The 23,151-nt window shown below is 63.4% G+C and carries 21 protein-coding genes; 9 read left to right on the forward strand and 12 right to left on the reverse strand.

Translation table 11 applies throughout. The features are described from left to right. The first annotated feature begins 61 nt into the window (after positions 1-61). The 3 genes from B6V76_RS02110 to B6V76_RS02120 are packed head-to-tail and all read left to right on the forward strand — an operon-like array spanning position 62 to position 2,863. Positions 62-958 carry an ABC transporter permease gene (locus tag B6V76_RS02110; protein ID WP_088726533.1) on the forward strand — a complete coding sequence of 299 codons (897 nt, stop codon included), beginning with the start codon at positions 62-64 and terminating at the stop codon, positions 956-958. A gap of 7 nt (positions 959-965) precedes the next feature. Continuing rightward, the gene (locus tag B6V76_RS02115; protein WP_075774834.1) at positions 966-1,775 is read left to right on the forward strand and encodes an ABC transporter permease; all 810 of its coding nucleotides are present in this window, start codon (positions 966-968) and stop codon (positions 1,773-1,775) included. 11 nt (positions 1,776-1,786) lie between these two features. Then, entirely contained in the window at positions 1,787-2,863 is a 1,077-nt protein-coding gene (locus B6V76_RS02120; RefSeq protein ID WP_088726889.1) for an ABC transporter ATP-binding protein, read from the forward strand. Positions 2,864-3,053: 190 nt separating this feature from the next. Here the strand turns inward: B6V76_RS02120 and B6V76_RS02125 are convergent, their stop codons facing one another. The 4 genes from B6V76_RS02125 to B6V76_RS02140 all read right to left on the reverse strand — a co-directional run bounded on the left by B6V76_RS02125 (position 3,054) and on the right by B6V76_RS02140 (position 9,071). Continuing rightward, on the reverse strand, positions 3,054-4,658 hold the full coding sequence (locus B6V76_RS02125) for a glycosyltransferase family 39 protein (protein WP_240497786.1): 1,605 nt from the start codon (positions 4,656-4,658) through the stop codon (positions 3,054-3,056). Further along, positions 4,655-5,686, reverse strand: a complete 1,032-nt coding sequence (locus tag B6V76_RS02130; RefSeq protein ID WP_088726534.1) for a glycosyltransferase family 2 protein — start codon at positions 5,684-5,686, stop codon at positions 4,655-4,657. The genes B6V76_RS02125 and B6V76_RS02130 overlap by 4 nt, the downstream gene beginning before the upstream one ends. Before the next feature lie 372 nt (positions 5,687-6,058). Then, positions 6,059-7,438, reverse strand: a complete 1,380-nt coding sequence (locus tag B6V76_RS02135) for a cytochrome c peroxidase (RefSeq protein WP_088726535.1) — start codon at positions 7,436-7,438, stop codon at positions 6,059-6,061. A 4-nt stretch (positions 7,439-7,442) separates the two neighbouring features. Beyond that, positions 7,443-9,071: an alkaline phosphatase family protein gene (locus B6V76_RS02140; protein WP_075774831.1), complete on the reverse strand. Its 1,629-nt coding sequence runs from the start codon at positions 9,069-9,071 to the stop codon at positions 7,443-7,445. Between the two features lie 438 nt (positions 9,072-9,509). On the opposite strand from B6V76_RS02140, the gene trkA reads away from it, so the two are divergent. From trkA to tsf, 6 genes are all read left to right on the forward strand, one after another. Beyond that, the gene (gene trkA / locus B6V76_RS02145) at positions 9,510-10,886 is read left to right on the forward strand and encodes a Trk system potassium transporter TrkA (RefSeq protein WP_075774830.1); all 1,377 of its coding nucleotides are present in this window, start codon (positions 9,510-9,512) and stop codon (positions 10,884-10,886) included. A gap of 12 nt (positions 10,887-10,898) precedes the next feature. Next, entirely contained in the window at positions 10,899-12,422 is a 1,524-nt protein-coding gene (locus B6V76_RS02150; RefSeq protein ID WP_075774829.1) for a potassium transporter TrkG, read from the forward strand. A 160-nt stretch (positions 12,423-12,582) separates the two neighbouring features. Continuing rightward, positions 12,583-12,816: an RNA chaperone Hfq gene (gene hfq, locus B6V76_RS02155; RefSeq protein ID WP_038060695.1), complete on the forward strand. Its 234-nt coding sequence runs from the start codon at positions 12,583-12,585 to the stop codon at positions 12,814-12,816. A gap of 33 nt (positions 12,817-12,849) precedes the next feature. Beyond that, the gene (gene hflX, locus B6V76_RS02160) at positions 12,850-14,136 is read left to right on the forward strand and encodes a GTPase HflX (RefSeq protein WP_240497787.1); all 1,287 of its coding nucleotides are present in this window, start codon (positions 12,850-12,852) and stop codon (positions 14,134-14,136) included. A 273-nt stretch (positions 14,137-14,409) separates the two neighbouring features. Beyond that, complete coding sequence (gene rpsB, locus B6V76_RS02165; RefSeq protein ID WP_075774827.1) at positions 14,410-15,177, forward strand: 30S ribosomal protein S2; 768 nt, start codon at positions 14,410-14,412, stop codon at positions 15,175-15,177. A gap of 74 nt (positions 15,178-15,251) precedes the next feature. After that, positions 15,252-16,133, forward strand: a complete 882-nt coding sequence (gene tsf / locus B6V76_RS02170) for a translation elongation factor Ts (protein ID WP_075774826.1) — start codon at positions 15,252-15,254, stop codon at positions 16,131-16,133. A gap of 85 nt (positions 16,134-16,218) precedes the next feature. On the opposite strand, the gene B6V76_RS02175 is transcribed toward tsf, so the two are convergent. The 8 genes from B6V76_RS02175 to B6V76_RS02210 form a co-directional block, all read right to left on the reverse strand. After that, positions 16,219-16,944, reverse strand: a complete 726-nt coding sequence (locus tag B6V76_RS02175) for a LuxR family transcriptional regulator (RefSeq protein ID WP_240497788.1) — start codon at positions 16,942-16,944, stop codon at positions 16,219-16,221. A gap of 178 nt (positions 16,945-17,122) precedes the next feature. Further along, positions 17,123-18,874: a sulfate permease gene (gene sulP / locus B6V76_RS02180; protein ID WP_088726536.1), complete on the reverse strand. Its 1,752-nt coding sequence runs from the start codon at positions 18,872-18,874 to the stop codon at positions 17,123-17,125. Positions 18,875-18,897: 23 nt separating this feature from the next. Then, positions 18,898-19,338, reverse strand: a complete 441-nt coding sequence (locus tag B6V76_RS02185) for a TIGR01244 family sulfur transferase (protein ID WP_088722787.1) — start codon at positions 19,336-19,338, stop codon at positions 18,898-18,900. Positions 19,339-19,406: 68 nt separating this feature from the next. Continuing rightward, on the reverse strand, positions 19,407-20,270 hold the full coding sequence (locus tag B6V76_RS02190; RefSeq protein WP_166504549.1) for an MBL fold metallo-hydrolase: 864 nt from the start codon (positions 20,268-20,270) through the stop codon (positions 19,407-19,409). 48 nt (positions 20,271-20,318) lie between these two features. Then, positions 20,319-21,020 carry an HAD family hydrolase gene (locus tag B6V76_RS02195; protein WP_088726537.1) on the reverse strand — a complete coding sequence of 234 codons (702 nt, stop codon included), beginning with the start codon at positions 21,018-21,020 and terminating at the stop codon, positions 20,319-20,321. After that, complete coding sequence (locus tag B6V76_RS02200) at positions 21,014-21,676, reverse strand: phosphoglycolate phosphatase (RefSeq protein WP_088726538.1); 663 nt, start codon at positions 21,674-21,676, stop codon at positions 21,014-21,016. The genes B6V76_RS02195 and B6V76_RS02200 overlap by 7 nt, the downstream gene beginning before the upstream one ends. Then, positions 21,673-22,227 (reverse strand): thioredoxin family protein, encoded by a 555-nt coding sequence (locus B6V76_RS02205; RefSeq protein ID WP_075774820.1) that lies wholly within the window; start codon positions 22,225-22,227, stop codon positions 21,673-21,675. Before B6V76_RS02205 ends, B6V76_RS02200 begins: the two co-directional genes overlap by 4 nt. An 8-nt stretch (positions 22,228-22,235) precedes the next feature. After that, a complete protein-coding gene (locus tag B6V76_RS02210) occupies positions 22,236-23,111 on the reverse strand; it encodes an MBL fold metallo-hydrolase (RefSeq protein WP_077701221.1) in 876 nt (291 codons plus the stop codon). Positions 23,112-23,151: the final 40 nt, after the last annotated feature.

The following is a 23,151-nucleotide window of genomic DNA, read 5'->3' on the forward strand; positions in this document are numbered from 1 at the left end:
CGCCCTTGTGCTTTCGTGACAGCCAACGACGCCCGAGACGGGTGCAAATCGGGAGAGATGGATGGCGGGTAAAGGGGAGAGCTGGCTGCGCAGCGAGTCCGCGCAGGGCTATGCGCTGATTTCGCCCCCCTTCCTCTATGCCGTTCTTTTGCTGGCCGCGCCGCTGGTCACGATCCTTGCCTATTCCTTCTTCAAGGATGGCTATCTGACGGTGGTGCATGAATTCACCGTACAGAATTACATCGCCACATGGACCGATCCGATCTTTCGCGTGATTCTGGTCCGCTCGCTGCTGGTGGCGGGGCTGGTGACGCTGGTCACGGTCGCGCTGGCCTTCCCGATTGCCTATTATCTGAGCTTCGGTCTGGCGCCGAACCGCAAGGCGCGCTGGATCTTTCTGATTACCATCCCGTTCTGGACGTCGTATCTGATCCGCGTGTTCCTCTGGAAGGTGATCCTTGGCTATAATGGCGTGATCAATTCCGCGTTGGAGGGGATCGGGATCATCGGGCCGAACGGGCTGATCGCCGATCCGCTGCAGATGCTCAATTCGGTGGGGGCGATCGCGCTGACGCTGGCCCATGCCTATGCGCCCTTCGCGATCCTGCCGATTTTCGTGAGCCTCGAGAAGATCGACCGCTCGTTGCTGGAGGCGGGGCAGGATCTGGGCGAAAGTCGCTGGCGCACCTTCCTGCGCGTGACACTGCCCTTGGCGATGTCCGGTGTCGTCGCCGCGACGCTGATCGTGTTCATCCCGACGGTCGGCGATTACGTCACGCCCGAGCTGATCGGGGGCGGCAAGATGCCGATGGTCGCGAACCTCATTCAGGCGCAGATGCTACCCCTGGACAACCGCCCGCTGGGCTCGGCCATTGCGGTCAGTTCGCTGCTCGTGGTCGCGGCCCTGTCGCTGGTCTTCCTGTGGCTCAACCGCCGCTTCCTGAAGGTCGGAAAGTGAGCCGCGCATGAAAATACCGTCCCTCAAGATTTACGCGATCGCCTACCTGATCTTCCTCTACGCGCCGATCTTCCTGCTGCCGCTGTTCGCTTTCAACGACGGCACGATCATCGCCTTTCCGCTGAAGGGTTTCACGACCGACTGGTTCGCGAAAATGGCCGAGAACGACACTCTGCGCCACGCGCTGTCGAATTCGCTGATCATCGCGCTGACCTCTTCCGCCGGGGCCACGATCCTCGCGGTTTTCGCCGCCCGCGCCTCGACGCGCTACCGCTTCAAGGGCAAGGGCGGGATCATGGGGCTGATCCTGCTGCCGATGGTGCTGCCCGATATCCTGATGGGGATGTCGCTGCTCTTGGTGATGCTCGAAGTGCTGAAGGTGAACCTGTCGATCGCGACGGTGATCCTCGGCCATGTGATCATCTCGCTGCCCTATGCGATCGCGGTGCTGCAGACGGCCTTTGCCACGCTCGATCAGTCGCTGGAAGAGGCGGCGGTCGATCTGGGCGAAACCCGCATGTCGACCTTTCGGCTGATCGTTCTGCCGCTGGTGATGCCCGGTATCATCTCGGCCTTCCTGATCTCCTTCACGATCTCGCTCGACGAGTTCATCGTGGCCTTCTTCCTCGCGGGCAATCAGCCCACGCTGCCCACCTATATTTTTTCCCAGCTGCGTTTCCCGTCGGCGATCCCGGTCATCATGGCGCTTGGCACCTGCCTCGTCGCGGCCTCGATCCTGCTTCTGAGCGTGGCCGAATTCTTCCGCCGGCGCGGGGTCAAACGGACCGGCGCCAAGGATACCGGAGGTTTCCTGTGACCGATAAACCGATGATCGCCTTTCAGGACGTTCATAAATATTACGGCGATTATCACGCGCTGCGCGGCATCACCGCGGAGATCCGCGCAGGCGAGTTCTTCTCGCTGCTCGGTCCGTCGGGCTGCGGCAAGACCACGCTGCTGCGCACCATCGCGGGATTCGAGGAGATCTCGGAAGGCGCGGTGCTGATCGACGGCAAGACGATGGTGGGCGTTCCGCCGAACAAGCGGCCCACCAATATGGTGTTCCAGTCCTACGCGATCTTCCCGCATCTGAGCGTGGCCGAGAATGTCGGCTTCGGCCTGCGCCGCGATCCGCGTTCGAAATCGGAGAAGGCCAAGCTGGTCGAGGAATCGCTCGAGATGGTGGGGCTCAAGGGCTACGGCTCCCGCGCGGCCCATGCGCTCTCGGGCGGGCAACGGCAGCGTGTGGCGCTGGCCCGCGCGCTGATCCTTAAGCCTAAGGTTTTGCTGCTCGACGAGCCGCTCTCCGCGCTCGACCGCAAGATCCGCGAGCAGATGCAGGTCGAATTGATCAAGCTGCAGCGCGATGTCGGCATCACTTTCGTTCTCGTGACCCACGATCAGGAAGAGGCGCTGGTCATGTCGGACCGGATCGCGGTGATGTTCGAGGGCGAGATCGCCCAGCTCGCCGACCCGGAAGTGCTCTATGGTCGCCCCAATTCGCGTCGCGTGGCCGATTTCATCGGGGTGATGAATTTCTTGCCTGCGACGGTCACGGATGGGCCCGGCGAAGCGGTCACCGCAGAGGTCGCAGGTCTCGGACGGCTCGAGGTCGCGCCGAGCCAGATCTCGATCGCACCTGCGGGCGATGGCGCCGCGGTGGGCTTCCGCCCGGAAACCTTGACGCTTCTTTACGAAGGTCAACAGGCCTCCGACCGCGAAGCGCCCGGCACGATCGACGAGGTCGTCTATTACGGCGACATGACCTATTACGACGTGCGCCTCGACGGCACCGAAAAACCGGTCCGTATCTCGATGCGCAACGTGTTCGGCCGCCCCGTGCTGGAAGTCGGCACCCGCACCCGCGTCGCATGGTCGCCCGGAGCGCTCGTTCTGTTCCGGTGACCGGGGCAGGGGGCGCTGACCCGACCGATAGTTGTCAGATGGATCCCTTCAGTTTCATTGTCTCTGGTAGTGAGCGGGTGACACTTTTCCACTGCATCCCTGCGCGCGCTCTAAATCGTGGAACGGCTCGAAGTCTTCGATCCCTTTGCGGCGGGCGTCTTCGCGCCTTCCGTGGCCCCCGCTTCTCGGGTCAAGGAAGATGGAAGATCAAGAAATCCGACGTCTCCAAGGCGCGTTCCGCCGTCTGATCGAGATAGGCAATTACGCCGGCATGATGGTCCAGGAAGGGACGCCCCTTGCGATCCTTGGAGACTTTGGTCACTCCGAACCAGCGCGCGCCCTGTTTCTTCATCTTCTCAAGCTGGGCGATCGGTGTCGCATCGTCCTCGGCGAAGATCGACCAGTCCTTGTCGCCACCGCCGGGCGGCAGGGTCCAGCCATTCCGGCGGCTGTAATAGATGGCAATCGGGTCACCGACCTGGGGGCTGATCGCGACGACGAGATCATCTGGCCCGGCCAGGCGGTCGAGGGCCTGCCCCATCAGGCGGGCTTCTTCCGCTTGCGGGTCTTTCAGGCGCGGCACGGTCTGAAACTGCGACAGGGCCGCCAGTATCACCCCGATGACGCCCAGGCGAACGACGCCGGTGAGAGAGGCGAAGGCGCTACCGCCCAATTCGACAAGCAGAATGAGCCCGCGCCCGGCGAAAATTGCCAAAGGGACATGGAAGACGTGCAGGTTCCATGGATTGTTGCTGATCTCCTTGGCGGCGCAGAGATAGACGATGATCGCGGCTAGCAACCACACATAGGGAATCCCGGTCAGGCCCGGATCCCGTCGCTCTGCTTTGGAGAAGTCCGGTGGCACCCAGAGGCCGAGTGCGATCAGCCCCATGAACCAATAGCCGTAGAACCCCCAGACCGAGATGACCCAGAGTTTATGCGCGTAGAAGGCCTCGGAGACGAAAGTCCAGAACTTGTGGTCCCAGATGTAGCCGCTGCCGGCGACATGGTAGGGCGGGGTGGAGCGGCCGAGGTAGATCGCCCAGGCGTAATAACCAGCGATGGCCCCGAGGCCGATGGCAAGGGGGAGCAGCGTCCTCAGGACGGTCGTGCGATCCCCACGTCGGAGCGAGACCAGCATCAGCCACAGCACGACGAGACCGACGCCGAGCCCCGGCAGTTTCGACAGCGCGCCCAGCGTGAAGATCGCGGCGGCCAGGATCGGATAGCCCTCGCGCTGCGTGATCCAGTAGCGCACGTAGAGCCATACGCCCAAGGTGATCAACGCCAGCATCGCCGGATCGGGCAGGGCCGAGGTTTCGATGATGATCGTGCCCGGCATCACCGCATAGGCAAGGGCCGCCGCATGCGCGTGGCGCTCGTCCCAGATCAACGCGACGAGCCGATGTAGGGAGAATACTGTCAGCATTCCGAACGCGGTCGCGACCATCCGCCCGAACCAGTCATGCCACCCGAAAAGCGCGTTCAGGATCGCGACGATATAGGCGTAGAGCCCGAATTCACGCCCCTGGTAACTCGGGCCGGGCCCGGACCAGTTCACTTCCGGAAGGAATATATTCCAGCCGTGTTGCCAGTAATTTTCCGCGATCATCGCCGTACTGGCCTCGCGCCAGCTGAAGACGTCGACGAGCGGCTGCGTCAAGTAGGGAAGCCGGAGACACAAGGTAACCGCGAGCAGCGCGAAGAGGACAACCCGGTCTACTGTCGCCGACGGCAGAACGTTGGTCATCGGCTCGGAGGCGGAGGACATGCGTTCCATCTCGGCCGCGGTCACTGGGCTGCCCCCGCCGCGACGGAATCGTCTTCGAAATTCAGGAATTGCCGCACGGTGTAGGGTTTGCGTCCGCGCTGGTTGAAATAGACCCGCGCGAGAACTTCTCCGATCAGGCCGATGCTCAGAAGCTGGAAGCCCGCCAGAGCCGACAGGACCGACAGCAAGAGAAACGGGTTGCCCGTCATGTCGACGCCGCCCCAGATCTTCATGATGACGGTGACCATGGTCGCGACGAAAGACAGCGCGAAGCTGAAGATGCCGAGCCCGCCGAAGACCATCATTGGGTGCCCGGCATTGCCCAGAAAGAAGCGCACCGTCAGCAGGTCGAGGATCACCACGAAGGTGCGGCCGATCCCGTATTTCGTCTCGCCATGGAGCCGCGGCCGGTGATGGGTTTCCATCTCGACACAGCGCGCACCGCGTTCAAACAGCAGGAGCGGGATGAACCGGTGCATGTCGCCGTAGAGCTCGATCTCCGCGACGAGCTCTCGCCGCATCACCTTTAGGGTGCAGCCCAGATCGTGGATCGGAAAACCCGTGCTCCACGAGATCAGCCGGTTTGCGATCATTGAGGGCAACTTGCGGTTCAGCATCGCATCCTGCCGATGCCGCCGCCAGCCATGAACGAGATCATATCCCTCCTCCAGCTTGGCCAGCATCGGCGCGATATCCGCAGGGTCGTTCTGAAGGTCGCCATCGATAGTGACGATCGCGTCCTGCGAGGCAAAATCCAGCCCGGCCTTCATCGCGGCGGTTTGGCCATAGTTGCGGCGGAACCGGATCACCCGCAGGTGCTCGTCCTGCCGGGCCCTCTCCGCGAGCGCCTCGCCGCTACCGTCGATCGAGCCATCATCCACGAAAACAATTTCGTAATGTTTGCCGATTGGCTCGAGTGCTGCGGTCAGTTCTTTGCAGAGGAGATCGATATTCTCGATTTCGTTGTAAATCGGCACGACGACGGAAATGCCTGAGATCGGTTCTTGTCCCGCTTCGTCCGATCTTTCGGCCGATGCCGCAATTTCCGTCATTTTTCTCTCCCCCAAATCTTCCCCACCACACAGCAAGAAAAATTCAACGCAGCCCCATATTCAAGAATTTTCCTACGAATATGGCTCTGTTTCGGGCGAATATATATACAATCGCTCCAATCGGTGTGCCTGCGCCCTAATTTTGGAAACAGACACGACTGCGCCGCTACTGATGTGCGCGGCGCCCGAAGGCGGCTCGGAATGAAACCTCACGCGATGCACCAGACCCACCTTCAGCCGAGTTCCTCGTCAAATTAGGCGTCCGGGCGATGACCTGGGCGGGAACAGGGCGCTGCCCTGTCGCGGGAGGGCGGCATGGCTCAAAGGCGGAAGGGCGCGGCCTCGCAAGAGGTCCCTCGCCAGTGGCTCTGGTCACTCCTCCGGCGGTGCGTAGCCATCTGTCAGGGTCTCGAGAAAGGCGATGATATCTGCTTGCTCGGCCTTGGTCAGCGCGTCGCCTTCTCCGGGCTTGCGTCCGAAAGGCGCATCGGTGCGGTCGATATTTCCCTGATAGCGAGTGGGCAGGTCGTCGAACCGCGCCACTTTTCCGTTGCGCGTGGGGTAAATCGCGCGGGGATCGCTGTCGCGCTTGGCGTAAAAGCGCAGGACCTGTTGCAGGCTGGTGTAGACACCGTTGTGGAAAAACACGTGCCGGGTCGCGACGTTGCGCAGGCTCGGGGTCTTGAACATCCCGCAATTGCCGGGCTGCGTCGAAATCGTGTCGTGGCGCAGCGGGCCGCACAGACCGAGATCGATATAATGCGGATCGGCATTGGCCGGGATCGCCGGGTTGCGGGGCACGCCGAGCGCCTCGTATTCGTAATCGGTGAATTGCGGCGGGCGACCATCGGCGGACCGGGTGTCGAGATGACAGGCCGCGCAATTGCCCTTCTTCGGATCGTCGAAGAGCGCACGGCCCCGCGCCTCTGCCGGCGAAAGCTGCGCCTCGCCCGCGAGAAAGGCGTCGTATTTGCTGGTATAGGGATGAAATTCCACCGCCTCGGTCTGGTAGCGCGACAAAGCGAAAGCGGCCTCGTCGATCAGCATCTTGTCGTCGTCACGCACCGCCTCGCCGAAGAGCCGCGCTAAGCGGTCGCCATAGCGCGCTCGCAGGGTCGCGGCGAGGGTTGCGCGGTCGGGCTCTGCCATCTCGAAATGAGTGAAGAGGACGGCCAGCGCCTGCTCTTGCAGCGTATCCGCGCGCCCGTCCCAGAACAGACCGCCCCGCGGCACCGGGCTCGCGGCGGCGGGCGTGCCGGCGGTTTTTTGCGGCGCGGGCTGCGTAGATGCGCTTGCTCCTGCGGCTCCTTTCGCGCCCGTCCCTTGCTGTGCGACCGCCTGCGGCGCGGCTTCGCCCGCCTCCGAGGTCGGGTCGAGCATCCCGAAGGTGAAGGGTGGCGTCTGGCGCTTGTATGTGAGCGATGGCACCGCGCGCAGTCCCGGCTGGTCGAGATACGCCCCGCCAAGCTGCACCGGGCGGGCATTGGAGGGCGCGAAGTGATTGCCCGGGTCGTGGCAGCTCGCGCAGCTCATTTGGCCACTGGCTGACAGCGTGGGGTCAGAAAACAGCGCCTTGCCGATCGTGGCCACGGCGCTCAGATCGGAATCTCCGAGCGCGCTCGTTTTCGAACCGGCGTCGGACGCGGCCCCGACAGGGGTGGCCGAAAGGAAAGCCGCGAGCGTGATGCTCGCGGCCCCCTGTGCCGAACGGATCGTTCTGGGAGTGATCAATCTCAGGTTCGGCAGTCTCATCGCCTCAGCCTTTCGGGTTGCCGGTGGCCGGGTCGAGGATCAGCTTGCCATTGGCCGCTTTCGAGAAGTCGAACATGCCGTTCAGCTCGCCCGCCTGGGCGTCGAAGGAGCCCTGACCGATGCGCTGACCGTTCAGCCAGTTATCCTCGATAAACTTGGTGACCGAGGACTGATCGACCAGTGTGTGATCCACCGCGTTCTTCTTCGCATAGGGCGAGATCACCAGCATCGGGATGCGGGTGCCGTAGCCGCAACGGCCCTGCGCGGGCTTTCCGTCGAGCCCGGGCAGCGTCTTGTCGCTGGCGCAGTTGCTGCCATTGAGCACGTCATAGCCCGCGACCGGGATGTTCGAGCCGTTCACCACTGCCATCGCGTGGTCATACCAGCCATCGGAATCGTCGTAGGTCACGACGATCGCAGTGTCCTTCCAGTCGTTCGATTTCTGCAGCGCGTTGACCGCGTTGACGATGAACTCCTGCCCATCGAGCGGGTCGGAATAGCCCGCATGGCCGTCCTGATAGGCGGGCGCTTTCAGGAAGCTCACCGCCGGCAGGTTGCCGTTCTTCAAGGCCGCGTAGAAATCCTTACTGTCATATTGGTGGTTCGCGCCGCCATCGTCCGACGTGCCGATCACATCGACCGAGGCGGGACGGGTGTGATCGACGTTCCGGGTCGATTTGTAATACTGGAAGGGCTCGTGGTGGGGGATGTAGTCCTTCGAGGTCTCGCCGGTCACCTGCGAGAGCGACGAGCGGTCGCAGCCGGTGGTGCCGTTGCCGTTCACCGCGGTCAGGTCGAAGCCGCCCTCGAACCAGCCCCAGGTAACGTGTTTGGCGTTCAGCAGATCGCCGATATTCTTGCCGCCCATAAGCGTCGTCGGGTATTTCGGGTTCGAGCAGACATCGCCGGTCGGGTCGAGATCCGAGATCATGGTCCAGCCGCCATTGCCGTCGGGCACGACGCGCCCCTTGTCATAGGTGCCGTCGGCTTCGAGCTTGTAGCCCTTGGGCAGCACCGCGCCATTGGTCTGGCCCGAGACGAGGTTGATCGCGCCCGGCGTCGAGGGGCCGAAGGTGCTCGAGAAGGCATTGTCGTTCATCGCGTAGGCCTGCGCGTAGTTCCACAGTGCGGTGACGGTATTGCCGTCGTAATAGCCCATCACCTGGCCCTTGGTGCCGAATGCGCCGGTGCCGCCCTTCGTGCCCTTGCCGGTATTGGCCGGGAAGGCATCCATCTTGCCGCCGTGGAAAGCGGCCTGCTCGGCGGTGTAGCCGTGGTTCTGGTCGGCGGACGCGGCCTGCGTCCGGTCGAGCCGGAACGGGGCGGCGGCATTCGCGCCATTGACGGCATTGCTCTTGTTGGGGTTGTTCTTCAGCAGACCGGCGCTTGCGAGCGTATTGGCCTTGGGCGTGTCTTTCGCGGCGGTGAATTGCGGCTCGCCCTTGGGGTTGGCGGCCTTCGGATAGGTCGCGAAATAATGGTCGAAGGAGACGTTCTCCTGGAAAATCACCACGAGATGCTTGATCGGGGTGGCGGTCTGGGTGTCGGCGGCGGTGCCAGCCTGGGCGGTCGCGGCGGCGCAAGCCAGCGCGAGCGCGCTGACGGCACCGGTCGGGCGGAGCGTGTCGATCATGTGAAGTCCCTCGTTGAGATGGCAGCTTTCCCGTGCGTTACGGGGCGTGGCCTCTGGCTAGGGGCGTCATTTGACACTTCGGTGACGGTTCCGCTCACGCGCCATCACCGCTCGGTGAGACCGCCGCGGATACACGCGGATGGGATGTTGCGTGAGCGACCGGTGATCGCTGCGCGGGCGCACCGCCTCGGTTTTGCGAGGGGGCTGAGCAGGGGGGCGGCCTCCGCTCGCCACGGCCGTTTTCTGGCGCTACGGAGCGTGCGGCGGGGCGTCCGTCCGCTTGAAGTTCGTTTATCCTGCCCCACCCCCAAGGATATTCTCGGCAAGAGGAACGGGCTTAGGTTTACGAGGCTGACATGCGGCTTGCGTGTTTGCCATTTGACCACCCCCGGCAACGCGGCCTAGATAGGGGCCAAGTAAGGCGCGGAGGCATTTGCCATGAAGGTCATCATCTGCGGTGCGGGTCAGGTCGGTTGGCAGATCGCGCGCCATCTGGCGGGCGAGCGCAACGACGTCACGGTCGTGGATTCCAATCCCGAACTGGTGCGGCGCGCGGCCGATACGCTCGACGTCCAGGGCGTGGTGGGCTTCGCCTCGCATCCGGACATTCTCGAGCAGGCCGGGGCGCGCGATTGCGACCTGATGATCGCCGCAACCCATTCCGACGAGGTCAACATGGTGACCTGCCAGGTCGCGATGTCGGTCTTCGGGATCACGCGCAAGATCGCCCGCATCCGGGCGCAAAGCTATCTGCAGCCGGAATATTCCGATCTCTACCGCCGCGATCATCTGCCGATCGACGTCATCATCTCGCCCGAGCGCGAGGTGGCCGAGGCTGCGCTGCGCCGTCTGGCGGCGCCCTCGACCTTCGACACCGAAAGCTTCCTCGACGAGCAGTTGCAGTTGCTGGGGATCGAGCTGGACGCTGATTGCCCTGTGCTCGACACGCCGCTGCGGCAGCTGACCGATCTGTTCTCGACGCTGCGCGCTGTCGTGGTGGGCATTCGCCGCGAGGGGCGGCTGTTTGCGCCCGAGCCGGGCGATCAGCTTTTCGCGGGCGACCAGATCTATGTCTTCGCCCATGTTGAGGACGTGAACCGCACGCTCGATATCTTCGGCAAATCCACGCAGAAGCAGGAACGCATCGTCATCATCGGCGGCGGCAACGTCGGTCTCAGCGTGGCCAAGTCCCTCGAAGCGCGGACCGAGCGCGTGCGTGCCAAGATCATCGAGCGCTCGCGCGCGCAGGCCGAGAAGGCCGCCGATGCGCTGGACCGTACGATCGTTCTCAACGGAGACGGGATGAGCTCGGAACTGCTGGAGGAGGCGAATATCGCCACCGCCGACGCGGTTCTGGCGATCACGGATGACGACAAGACGAACATTCTCGTTTCGGTGCGCGCGAAACAGGCGGGCTGCCGGATGGCGATCTGCCTGATCAACGATCCGACGCTGGCGCCCTTGCTGAGCGCGCTCGATATCGATGCCTATATCAACCCCCGGGCAACCACCGTGTCGTCGATCCTGCGCCATATCCGCCATGGCCGGGTGCGCGCGATCTACTCGATCGGGGATGCCGAGGGCGAGGCGATCGAGGCGCAGGTCATGGGAACCTCGCCGATGTCGGGCAAGGCGGTGCGCGATGTCGATTTCCCCGAAGGGGTTCTGATCGGCGCGATCCGCAAGGGCGACAAGATCGTCAAGCCGACCGGCAATACCCGGATCGAGGAGGGCGATATCGTGGTTCTCTTCGCTCTGACCTCCGACGTGCCCGAAGTGGAGCGCCTGTTGCAGGTCTCCATCGACTTCTTCTAAGGGCCGGTCCGCATGGAACGCATGATCAAGGCCTTGCCGCTGCCGATACTCCTGATGGGAGTTTCGGCGCTAGCGATGTATGTGCCGGCGATCCACGCGCTCCTGACGCATCATCACCATACCGCGCGATCGTTCTTCTATTCGGCGACGCTGTTTCTCTTCGCGACCGCCCTGATCGGCTTGGCCAACGGGTCGAACCCGCGGCCTGCGCGGGCGGGGCGGGCGAGCCTTCTGATCATGCTGGCCGCTTTCACCGTGCTGCCCGTGATGCTGGCAGTGCCGTTCTATATCGCGGTGCGCGACACATCGTTTTTCAATAGCTGGTGGGAGATGGTCTCCGCCTTCACCACCACGGGCGGCACGCTTTACGAGCCCGACCGGTTGGTCGGCTCGGTGCATCTTTGGCGTGGGCTGGTGGCGTGGATGGGCGGCTTCTTCATCCTCGTGATGGCAATCGCGGTGCTGGCGCCGATGCGGCTTGGCGGCTTCGAAGTGTTCTTCTCGGGTGGCCCCTCTGGCGCCCCGGCCGCCGCGGCCCCGGCCGCAGATGGTGGCGCGGAGATGTCCGAGCGCATCGCCCATTACGCGGTCTCGCTGGCTCCTATCTATACCGGGCTGACGGTGCTGCTGTGGGTCTGCCTGCTGATGGCGGGGGACCGGTCGCTGACGGCGCTGATCCATGCGATGTCCACTCTCTCGACCTCCGGCATCTCGCCAGTGGGCGGGATGGCCAATGCGCGCTCTGGGGTGGCGGGCGAGATGGTGATCTTCGTGTTCTTCCTGCCCGCGCTGTCGCGCAGGCTCTGGCCGGGGGGCGGCGAGCTGCGCGCCTCGCCGAAGCTCATCGACGACCCAGAGCTGCGTCTGGCTGCGGGGCTGGTGATCCTCGTGCCGCTGTTCCTGTTCCTGCGTCACTGGATCGCGGCGCTGGAAGTGCGCACGCCGGGCGATTTCGGTGCGATCTTCCGCTCGATCTGGGGGTCGCTGTTCACCTCGCTGTCCTTCCTGACCACGACCGGCTTCGAATCGAACGGCTGGCACGACGCGCGCGACTGGTCGGGGCTGGGCACACCGGGCCTGATCCTCGCGGGGCTTGCGATCATCGGGGGCGGCGTCGCAACGACCGCGGGCGGGGTGCGCCTGCTGCGGGTTTACGCGCTGCTGCGTCACGGCGAGCGGGAACTCGACAAGCTGATCTATCCGAACTCCATCGCGGGCGGCGGCATGATGGCAAGGCGGCTGCGCCGCGAAGGCGCCTATATCAGCTGGATCGTGTTCATGCTGTTCGCGATTTCCATCGCCGGCGTGATGATGGCGGCGTCGCTGTTCGGTCTGTCGTTCGAGCCCGCGACGATCCTGACCATCGCGGCGCTGTCGAATACCGGACCGCTGGCGGGGATCGCGGCCGATGTGCCACTGAGCTGGGCCCATCTGAGCGAGCCAATCAAGGCCGTTTTCGCCTTCGCCATGGTGCTTGGCCGGCTCGAGACATTGGCGATCATTGCCCTGTTCAACCCGGAATTCTGGCGCGCCTGAATCCCGGATTCGATACGCAATTTCTGGCTCAGGGCCTAACAAACTGTTTTTTGGGCTGGAATCTCCCGCTATGCGCTGCATACTTGAAGAAAGGGCAAATCAGGCCCGTCCGATCACGCGCGATGCGAAACGCGATACGAAAAACAAGGGCAAGAATAATATGGCTGGCGACAAACAGAACCTGCAAGACGCATTTCTCAATCATGTGCGCAAGACAAAGGTTCCTGTCACGATCTTCCTGATCAACGGGGTGAAGCTGCAGGGCGTCATCACCTGGTTTGACAACTTCTGTGTGCTTCTGCGGCGCGACGGGCAATCTCAGCTTGTTTACAAGCACGCGATCTCGACGATCATGCCGGGACAACCTATCTCGCTTTACGAAGGCGACGACTAAGCGGCGCCGCGCGCGGCTTTAGCGATACATATCTTGAGCGAAACGACCTCTACCGAGACGCCCGATACGCGGGCCTACGTGATCCATCCCGACATTCCGTCGCGAGAGGGCCAGCGACACTTGCCCGAATTTGCGCTGGCCGAAGCGGTTTCGCTCGCCGCCGCCCTGCCGCATCTGCAGGTGGTGGGCGAGGAGATCGTGAAGCTGCGCAAGCCCGAGCCGGGCAAGCTGTTCGGCCAGGGCAAGCTGGCCGAGATCAAGGCGCGGCTGGAGGAGAACGAGGTCGATCTCGTCTTCATCGACGGGCCGGTGACCCCGGTGCAGCAGCGCAACCTCGAGAAGGAATGGGGGGTGAAGCTCCTCGACCGGACCGGGCTGATCCTCGAAATCTTTGCCGACCGTGCGCGCACCCGTGAAGGTGTGTTGCAGGTGGAGCTGGCCGCGCTGAGCTATCAGCGTACGCGGCTGGTGCGCGCCTGGACCCACCTCGAGCGTCAGCGCGGCGGGCTCGGCTTCGTCGGCGGCCCGGGGGAAACCCAGATCGAGGCCGACCGCCGCGCCATCGACGAGCAGATCGTGCGTCTGCGCCGCCAGCTTGCGAAGGTCGTGAAGACCCGCGAGCTGCACCGCGCCGCACGCCGAAAGGTGCCGTTCCCGATCGTGGCGCTGGTGGGCTATACCAACGCGGGGAAATCCACTCTGTTCAACCGCGTGACCGGGGCCGAAGTGCTGGCCAAGGACATGCTGTTCGCCACGCTCGACCCGACGATGCGCGGGCTGGAGCTGCCGACGGGCCGCAAGGTGATCCTGTCCGACACGGTGGGCTTCATCTCGGACCTGCCGACGCAGCTTGTCGCCGCCTTCCGCGCGACGCTGGAAGAGGTGCTCGAAGCCGATCTGATCCTGCATGTCCGCGACATCTCGCATCCCGAGACCGAGGAGCAGGCGGAGGATGTGAACGACATTCTCACCAAACTCGGCGTCGCCAAGGAAGTGCCGCTGATCGAGGTCTGGAACAAGATGGACGCCGTACCGCCCGAGCCGCGCCGCGCTCTGCTGGTACAGGAGGCACGCGAGCCCGATCTGCAGGCGATCTCGGCGCTGACCGGAGAGGGGCTCGACGCGCTTCTGAAGGCGATTGACGAGAAGCTTTCGGATGAACGCTATCAGGAAGAGATCACGCTGGGCTTTGCGGATGGCCGCAAACGCGCCTGGCTGCACGAGCAGAACGTGATCCGCGCCGAGACGCAGACCGAAGAGGGGTGGACCTTCGAGGTCGAATGGACTGGCAGTCAGCGCAACCGGTTCCGCGCGCTGTAAGCCCGGCCGGAGACGGGGCAGGGGCGCTGCCCCTCTTCGCTGACGCGAATTCACCCGGGATATTTACACCAAGCCGAAGCGGGCGCGCGCGCCTTGGTTTTCCCGGGGACGCCCATGACCGGTAGGGGTTGCCAAGGCGGCGCGATGGGTCTATATCGCGCGCACTTCACAGGCGGAGGCGGGCCGATGGGGGAGACATCCCCAAAAGTCCACCGGTTGGGGCATATGCCCTGAGACCCTCCGCTCAGGCGCAAACCGGAAAAGGAATTGGACATGGCGCTTCCTGAATTCTCCCTGCGTCAGCTCTTGGAAGCTGGCGTTCACTTCGGCCACCAGACCCAGCGTTGGAACCCCCGTATGGGTCAGTACATCTATGGCGAGCGTAACGGCATCCACATCGTCGACCTGACGCAGACCGTTCCGCTGCTCGACCAGGCTCTGCAGGTCATCCGCGACACCGTTGCGAAAAACGGCCGCGTTCTCTTCGTCGGCACCAAGCGTCAGGCTGCGCGCCCGATCGCCGAAGCCGCCGAGAAATGTGCACAGTATTACATGAACCACCGCTGGCTCGGCGGCACGCTGACCAACTGGAAGACCGTCTCCCAGTCGATCAAGCGTCTCAACGAGATCGACGAGAAGCTTGAGCAGGGCGCTGAAGGCCTGACCAAGAAAGAGCGTCTCGGCATGGAGCGTGACCAGGCCAAGCTGCAGGCGTCTCTCGGCGGTATCCGCGAAATGGGCGGTCTGCCGGACCTCCTGTTCGTGATCGACGTGAACAAGGAAGACCTCGCCATCGCGGAAGCCAAGAAGCTCGGCATCCCGGTCGTGGCGGTGGTCGACACCAACTGCTCGCCGAACGGCGTGGATTACGTGATCCCGGGCAACGACGACGCGGCCCGTGCGATCGCGCTCTACTGCGACCTCGCTTCGCGCGCAGCTCTCGACGGCATGTCGGCCCAGATGGGCGCGGCGGGCGTCGATGTCGGTGCCCTCACCGAGACCCCGGTTGAAGAGGCGCTGGCCGAGGCCGAGGCCAAGTAAGGCCGCGACCGTCACCCAGATGACATGAGGGCGGGGTATCCCGCCCTCGCAGAGTTCTTGAAGGAGATCCGACCATGGCGATTACCGCCGCTCAGGTGAAGGAACTGCGCGAAGCTACCGGCGCAGGCATGATGGACGCGAAAAAAGCGCTGACCGAGACCGATGGCGACATGGACGCCGCCGTTGACTGGCTGCGCACCAAGGGCCTTGCGAAGGCTGCGAAGAAATCGGGCCGCGTGGCTGCCGAAGGTCTCGTCGCGCTCGCCGTCAACAACGGCAAGGGCGTCGCGATCGAGATGAACTCGGAAACCGACTTCGTCGCGAAGAACGCCGATTTCCAGAAGCTCGTCTCCGACATCGCGGAAGTCGCGCTGGAAACCGGTGAAGATGTCGAAGTCGTCAAGGCTGCGCATCTCAACGGCAAGAAGGTCGAAGACGTGATCACCGACGCCATCGCGCGTATCGGTGAGAACATGAACCTGCGCCGCATGCACATCCTCGAAGGCGACACGCTGGTGCATTACGTGCACAACGCTGCCGCCGACGGCATGGGCAAGATCGGTGTGCTCGTTGCGCTGAAGGGCGAAGACAACGGCATCGGCAAGCAGATCGCGATGCACATCGCCGCGACCAACCCGGCCGCGCTGTCCGAATCCGATCTCGACCCGGCTGTCGTCGAGAAGGAAAAGCAGGTTCAGATCGACATCGCCCGTGAATCGGGCAAGCCCGAGCAGGTGATCGAGAAGATGATCGAAGGCCGCATGAAGAAATTCACCGCGGAAGTCACGCTGCTGAACCAGCAATTCGTCGTCAATCCCGACCTCACCGTCGGTCAGGCCGCGAAAGAAGCTGGCGTCGAGATCACCGGCTTCGTCCGGATGGAAGTCGGCGAAGGCATCGAGAAGAAAGAAGAAGATTTCGCCGCTGAAGTGGCGAAGACCGCAGCTGGCAACTAAGCCCGCGCCTCTTCTTTGAAACAGGAAACGCCGCCCTGATCGGGGCGGCGTTTTTCATTGTGGGGCAGGGGTCTGGGATGCGAACCTAACGCGCCGCCGCGTGTGAGGCGTTCAGGAAAATCTGCTTTTGCACCGAGGCTTTCATGACCGCCTGCGCGGTGGTGTCCACGTCCAGCGCCTCGCGCGCCAGTCGCAGGTGTTTCTCCACCGTCGAAGGGGTCAGCCCCATGATGATCGCGATATCGGCGGTCGTCTTGCCCTCCGCCACCCATTCGAGGACTTCGCGCTGCCGATCCGTCAGTGGGCGTCGCCCGGTGGAATAGGGCATGGTCGAGATGCGCAGATGAACGAGGCTGTTCATCACCATCAATTCGCGTTCGTTCTCGCGCCAGATGCGGTCGACGTCGTCCTGGCTCAGCCCCGGCCGCCCCACGAGTCCGATCGCGCCGCGCGCGTAGGAGAGCGGGTCGGAGAAACCGATCGAATAACCCGCGCGGATGCCGAAACGGTGGTTGATGTCGATCACGTCGATCTCTGCCGGGGTCAGCTCTCCCCGCATTGCGCGGTCCGCGACAATGCGCCACGAGCAGGGCCCGTCATTCTTCGCGGCCCATTGCACCATCGGCGCGTGGCGATATTTTCCCTCTCCGATGAAGAGGTCGAGATATTCCTTCTGGTGGTTCGAGAGGATCAACAAATCGTCTTCGTGGCCGAAGTTGTTTCCCTTTCGGAAACTCGTGAACCCATAGATCAAACGGTCGAAGCCGAACCGCTCCATTTCGCGGCAATGGCGGGACCAAATTTCCTGCACAGATTTTGCGCGTAAGACCGCCTCACAGAAGGATAACATCGCGTTTCACCCCACAATCGGTTAGTTCGCGTAGCTCATTAACACTACTCCGGAGGCGCATGTTTCCCCGCGCCGGAGACCCTGTTCAAATGTCTTATGTTTCGCGCGCCATGGCAACCCACGTGGGGCACGAAGACGCTTAGCGGTGGGTCTCGACACGGCTCTCGTGTGCGCAACCTTGGGTGGTCTCGGGGGCGAGCGTCGCCAGCGCGTCGTAATGGGTAAGGTAGATCTGCCCGGTTAGTTGGGTGATCAGGTCCGAGCGCGTCAGGCGGTCCATCACCGGGCCTTTAACCTCGGACAGGTGCAATCGCACGCCCGCGTCGTTGAGCTGGTCGTTCACCTCTTCCAGCGCCTCGAGCGCGGACATGTCGATATGGTTGATCGCGGGGCAATTCAGCACGACATGCTTGATGGACTCGTCGCTCGCGATCCGGTCGTAGATCATCTCCTCGACGAAGCGGGCATTCGGGAACCACAGGCTCTCGTCGATGCGCAGGCTGAGGATGCCCGGCGCGCAGTTCACCCGGTGGCGCCGGATATTGCGGAAATGCTCGGTGCCGGGAACCTGGCCCAACTCGGCCACATGCGGGCGCGAGCTTTGCCACAACCGCAGCGCGATCGAGAGGATGACGCCGAATGCGATGCCGTCCTCGACGCCCCAGATCAGGGTGACGAGCACCGTCAGAGCCATGCCGACGCCTTCGCGGGGGGCGTATTTGAACGTGCGCTTGAGCGCCTTGATATCGACCAGCGTAAGCACCGAGACGAAGATCGTGGCCGCGAGCGTCGCTTGCGGCAGGTAATAGAGGGCCGGGGTCAGGGTGAAGGTCGCGAGCGCCACCCCGATCGCGGTGAAGGCGCCAGCGGCGGGCGTCGTGGCGCCGGCCTCGAAGCTGACGACAGAGCGCGCGAACCCCCCGGTAATCGGAAAGGATCCAGAGATTGCGGAGCCGATGGAGGCGCCGCCGAGGGCTATGAATTCTTGGTCCGGATCGATGCGCTGGCGTTTCTTAGCGGCCAATGTCTGGGCGACCGAGATCGTCTCGACATAGCCGATGATCGCGATCAGGAGCGCCGGGACGAAGAGTTCTTTCCAGAGCGCGATATCGGCGGGCGGCAGGCTCGGGGTCGGGAAGCCGAGCGGCACGGTTCCGACGACGCGGACCCCGCGACCCTCGAGCCCGAACAGCCAGGTGATCAGGATGGTCGCGGCGACTGCGTAAACCGGCGCGGCGCGGGTGAGGATGGCCGCAAGCCGCTCGGACAGCCCTGCCTTTAGCAGGCGCGGCTTAAGCCCACGTCGCGCCCAGAACAGGAAGACCAGCGACAGGATCGAGATGACGACCGTGTAGGGATTGGTCTGGCCGAGATGCGCCCAGAGGCCGCCGAGAATATCGAGAATCCCGCCGCTCTCCGCCGGAATGCCGAAGAAATGCTTCATCTGGCCCGCGGCGATCAGGATACCGACAGCCGATGTGAAGCCCGACAGCACCGGGTGGCTGAGGAAGGCCGTTATGAAGCCCATGCGCAGGAAGCCCATCACCACCAGCATCACGCCCGAGAGAAACGCCAGCGCCACTGCGGCGGCGATATATTCCGGCGTACCCTGCGCCGCGACCCTGCCAACCGCGGCGGCCGTCATCAGCGAGATCACCGCGACCGGGCCGACGGCCAGCGGGCGCGAGGTGCCGAAAACTGCGTAGATCAGCAGCGGCAGTACCGAAGCGTAGAGCCCGTATTCCGGCGGCATCCCGGCCAGCAGCGAATAGGCCAGCGACTGCGGGATCAGCATGATCGTGACGATCACCGCCGCGATCAGATCGGCCTCGAAGGTCGGGCGATCGTAGTCGCGCCCCCAGCTTAGGATCGGCAGGTAGCGTTTGAGCATTGGCACGTCGCGAAAGGGCTGGATCAGGCCTGATCGCGGCGGCTGGCGTAATACTGCATCACCGGCACCAGCGTGGAATGGTCATAGCCCGCTTCGGCGGCGGTCGCGACGATCTTGTCGATTTCCATCTCGCCCGCCTGGCTGACGCCCCACAGATGCGACGAGCGCGTGCCCGAGCGGCAATAGCCCAAGGCGGGTTTCTCTGCCGCGTCCATGATCGTCGCGAAATTGTCGACCAGTTCGAGGCTCAGTTCGCCGGGATAGTAGGGCAGGTAGTAAGGCGTGAGGCCATGCGTCGTGCAAAGCGCGGCGATCGCGTCCGAGCGCTGATCTGCGTCCTCGATCTCCTCGTCGGGACGATTGATGATCAGCGTGCGAAAGCCCATCTCGGCAAGCTTCGGCACGTCTTCGGGTTCGATCTGCGGGGCGACGGAGAACTCGTCGGAAAGTTTGCGCAATTCCATGATCTGTCCTGTTATCCTGCCTTCTAGGTGGAGATGGGCGGGGTTTCCCGCCCTCTCGGTTTATCGTCTCAGAGCCCGTTGACCGGCACTTTGAGGTAGGTCTTGCCGTCCTCGTCCTTCGGAGGCATCTGGCCCGCGCGCATGTTTACCTGAAGCGACGGGATGATGAGCTTCGGCATCGCCAGAGTCGCATCGCGCTCGGTGCGCATCTTGACGAATTCGGCCTCGGACTTGCCGCCGCCGATATGGATGTTGCGGGCCTTTTCCTCGGCCACGCTCGTCTCCCACGCAAATTCGTCGCGGCCCGGTGCCTTGTAGTCGTGGCCCACGAAAATGCGGGTCTCGTCGGGCAGCGACAAGATTTTCTGGATCGAGGCGTAGAGCGTCTCGGCCGAGCCGCCGGGGAAGTCGCAGCGCGCGGTGCCGAAATCGGGCATGAAGAGCGTATCGCCCACGAAGGCCGCATCGCCGATGACGTAGGTAAGGCAAGCGGGCGTATGGCCCGGCGTGTGCAGAACGCGACCCTCCAGCGCGCCGACGCTGAAAGTGTCGCCTTCCTTGAAGAGCCTGTCGAACTGCGAACCGTCGCGCTGGAATTCGGTGCCTTCGTTGAAGATCTTGCCGAAGGTGTCCTGCACGACCTGAATGCGGTCGCCGATGCCGATCTTGCCGCCGACGCGCTCCTGAATGTAGGGCGCGGCGGAAAGGTGGTCGGCATGGACGTGGCTCTCGAGGATCCACTCCACCTCAAGCCCGTTCTCCTTCACATAGGCGATCACCTCGTCGGCGGATTTGGTATCCGTCCGGCCCGAGGAATAGTCGAAATCGAGCACGCTATCGACAACGGCGCAGGCTTTGCTGCCGGGATCTTTCACCACATAGGAGACGGTGAAAGTCGCGGTGTCGAAAAAAGCTTTGACGTCCGGTTTGATCATGGCGGCCTCCGTTAACCTGCCCAGCATATGTAGCCGAGTCCGATCTTATGAAATTGGGGCACTCTGTCCCAGCCCTTCCGTGATCTCGGGCGGTAAGGGGTGCGAGAGATCGGGGAGCACCCACTCCGCGCGCGAGAAATCGCCGCCATCGGTATAGGCCGAGGGCGTCACGACCACGCGCAGCCCGGCCGCTTGCGCTGAGCGCAGGCCCACCTCGCTATCCTCGAAGGCGATGCAGGCCTCGGGCGGCAGATGCAGCCGGTTCAGCGCGAGTTCGAACACGTCGGGCGCGGGTTTCTTGGCGGCGACCTCGTCGCCTGCCGCGATCGCATCGAACAGGTGATCGGGGTCGGCACCCAGCTGCGCGCGGATCAGCGCATCGACATTGGGACGGTTCGTCGTCGTGGCGATGGCGAGCTTCATCCCGGCGGCACGCGCATTTGCGATCAGCCGCGCCACGCCCGGGCGCAGCGGGACCTGCCCGCCGGTGATGATCTCGACATAGCGGCGGGTCTTGATCTCGTGCAGCATGGCGATCTCGTCGTCGGTCGGGCCGAAGCCCATGACCTCGCGGTGGCGCGCCATGCGCTCCTTGCCGCCGGCGGTTTTCAGCAGTTCGCGATAGGTCTCCTGCGACCAGTTCCAGTCCACGCGCCGTGCAGCAAAGGTCTCGTTGAAGGCACGGCGATGGGCTTCTTCGGTTTCGGCCAGCGTTCCGTCGACGTCGAAGATCAGCGCGCTTACCATTTCCAGCCCTCCACCAGACCGGGCAGCATCGCCCAATCGGAGAAGGCGACGTCATGGGGCACGTCGGTCAAGGGCGTCTTGCGATAGCCCTCGGAATAGATCGCAAACGGGGCCTGCGCATTCGCCGCCGTTTCCGCATCGACCTCGCTGTCGCCGACATAGATCATCTGTCCGCCGCCCAGGGCCCGATGGCAATGAAGCAGCATTTCCGGCTCGGGCTTGCGGGTGGGCATGGAGTCCCCGCCCAGCGTGAGCTCGAAATAGTCCCATAAACCGACATGGCGCAGCGCGGCTTCAGCTGGGCGGACCGGTTTGTTCGTGCAGACCGCCATCCGGCAGCCCATCTCCGTGAGCCGGTCGAGCGCGGCGATCACGTTGGGGTAGGGCACGTTGCCCTCCACATCGGTCTCGTAGCGCGCGACGAGGGCATGCTCCACCCGATTGAAGAGCGGCCCGTCCGGGTCTTCGCCCGAGGTGATCAGCAACTGGCGCACGAGGTTGGGCACGCCCTTGCCGACGAAGCTGCGGACCGTCGGCAGCGAGAGCGGCTCGAAGCCCATATCGGTCAGAACGGCGTTCGAAACGGCATGGATCGCGGGCACGGAATCGATCAGCGTTCCGTCGAGATCGAAGATGACGGAAGGCGCGTCGCTCATGCCGATTTCCATTTGATGGAGCAGCCCATCGACGGAATCTGGTCGCGCGGGCCTTCGCCGGTCTCGGCGACCAACATCATGCCTTCGTAGAGTTCTCGCTTGGCGTCGACCGCGGCGGCCTGCTTGGTCGAGGCATCGAGACGGCCGCGATATTGCAGCCCGTCCTCGGCGTTGAAACCGAAGAAGTCCGGGGTGCAGGCGGCCCCGTATGCCTTCGCGACCGCCTGAGTTTCGTCATAGAGATAGGGGAAGGGGAAGCCCTTCTCCTCGGCCAGCTTGGCCATGTTCTCGAAGCTGTCCTGCGGATATTCGTCGACATCGTTGGCCGAGATCGCAACGACGCCGATCCCCGCCTTCTGCAACTCCGCCGCATCGCGCAGGATGCGGTCGAGGATTGACTGGACATAGGGGCAATGGTTGCAAATGAACATCACGAGCGTGCCCTTGGGACCACGGATGTCGTCAAAGCTGTATTGCTTGCCGTCGGTGCCGGGCAGGGTGAAGCCCGGAGCCTTCCAGCCGAAATCGCAGACGGGGGGAGTGACAGCCATGCGGCCTCCTATTCGAATTCCATTTCCTCGTAGACGACGCCCGCGTTTTTCGTCGCCAGTTCCTCGAACGTGTCGAGGTTTTTGTAGGGGCTCTGATCCACGTAGTAGGCCTCGGCCAGATCGCCACCATTGTCGAGATGTTCGGCGATCTTTCCGCGCAGATATTTCAGGTAGCCCGTCGTTCCGCGCGTGACCTTCTCGAGGTTCGTCGGATGGCCATGGCCGGGGATGATGAAGGCAGGCTCCAGCGGCGCGAATTTGGTCTCGAAGGTCTCGATCCAGCAGCTCGTGCAGGTGCCCGAGAAGATCGGCGGCATCCGTTCCGAAAAAGCGATATCGCCCGCGATCATGAATTTCTGTTCCGGCAGCCAGACCTGCGTGTCGCCGGGGCTGTGCGCGGGGCCCAGATGCATCACTTCGATGGTCATGTCGCCCATCTCGATGACGCGCTTGTCCTCGAAAGTCTCGGTGGGCAGCTTCGGATCGGTACCTTCGGCGGTTTCCTTACCGTAGCTCTTGAGCGCCTCGAAGGCGCCGCCGGCGTCATGTTCGAACTCGGCCGCCGCATCGACATGGGCGAGCACCGGCACGCCCTGTTCGATCCAGTAATTGTTGCCGAGCATCGAATGGCCCTGACCGTTCTCGTTGATCACCAGCTTCACCGGCTGATCGGTGACCGCCTTGATCTCGTCATGCAGCGCCTTGGCGAGTTGATAGGACGCGCCGGAATTCACCACGACCACGCCATCGCCGGTGACGATGAAGCTGAGATTGTTGTTATGACCCGAATTCTCATAGGTCGGCGGCGCAGTGGCCCCGATCGCGGTCCAGACGCCGGGGATCACCTCATAGGGCTTAGAGTAGAGAACCGAACCGGGATACATGTCCGGCACGTCTTCAGAGGCGAGTACGGGGCTCACATGA

This window comes from Thioclava sp. IC9, from assembly GCF_002213225.1.
Lineage (GTDB): Bacteria > Pseudomonadota > Alphaproteobacteria > Rhodobacterales > Rhodobacteraceae > Thioclava > Thioclava nitratireducens.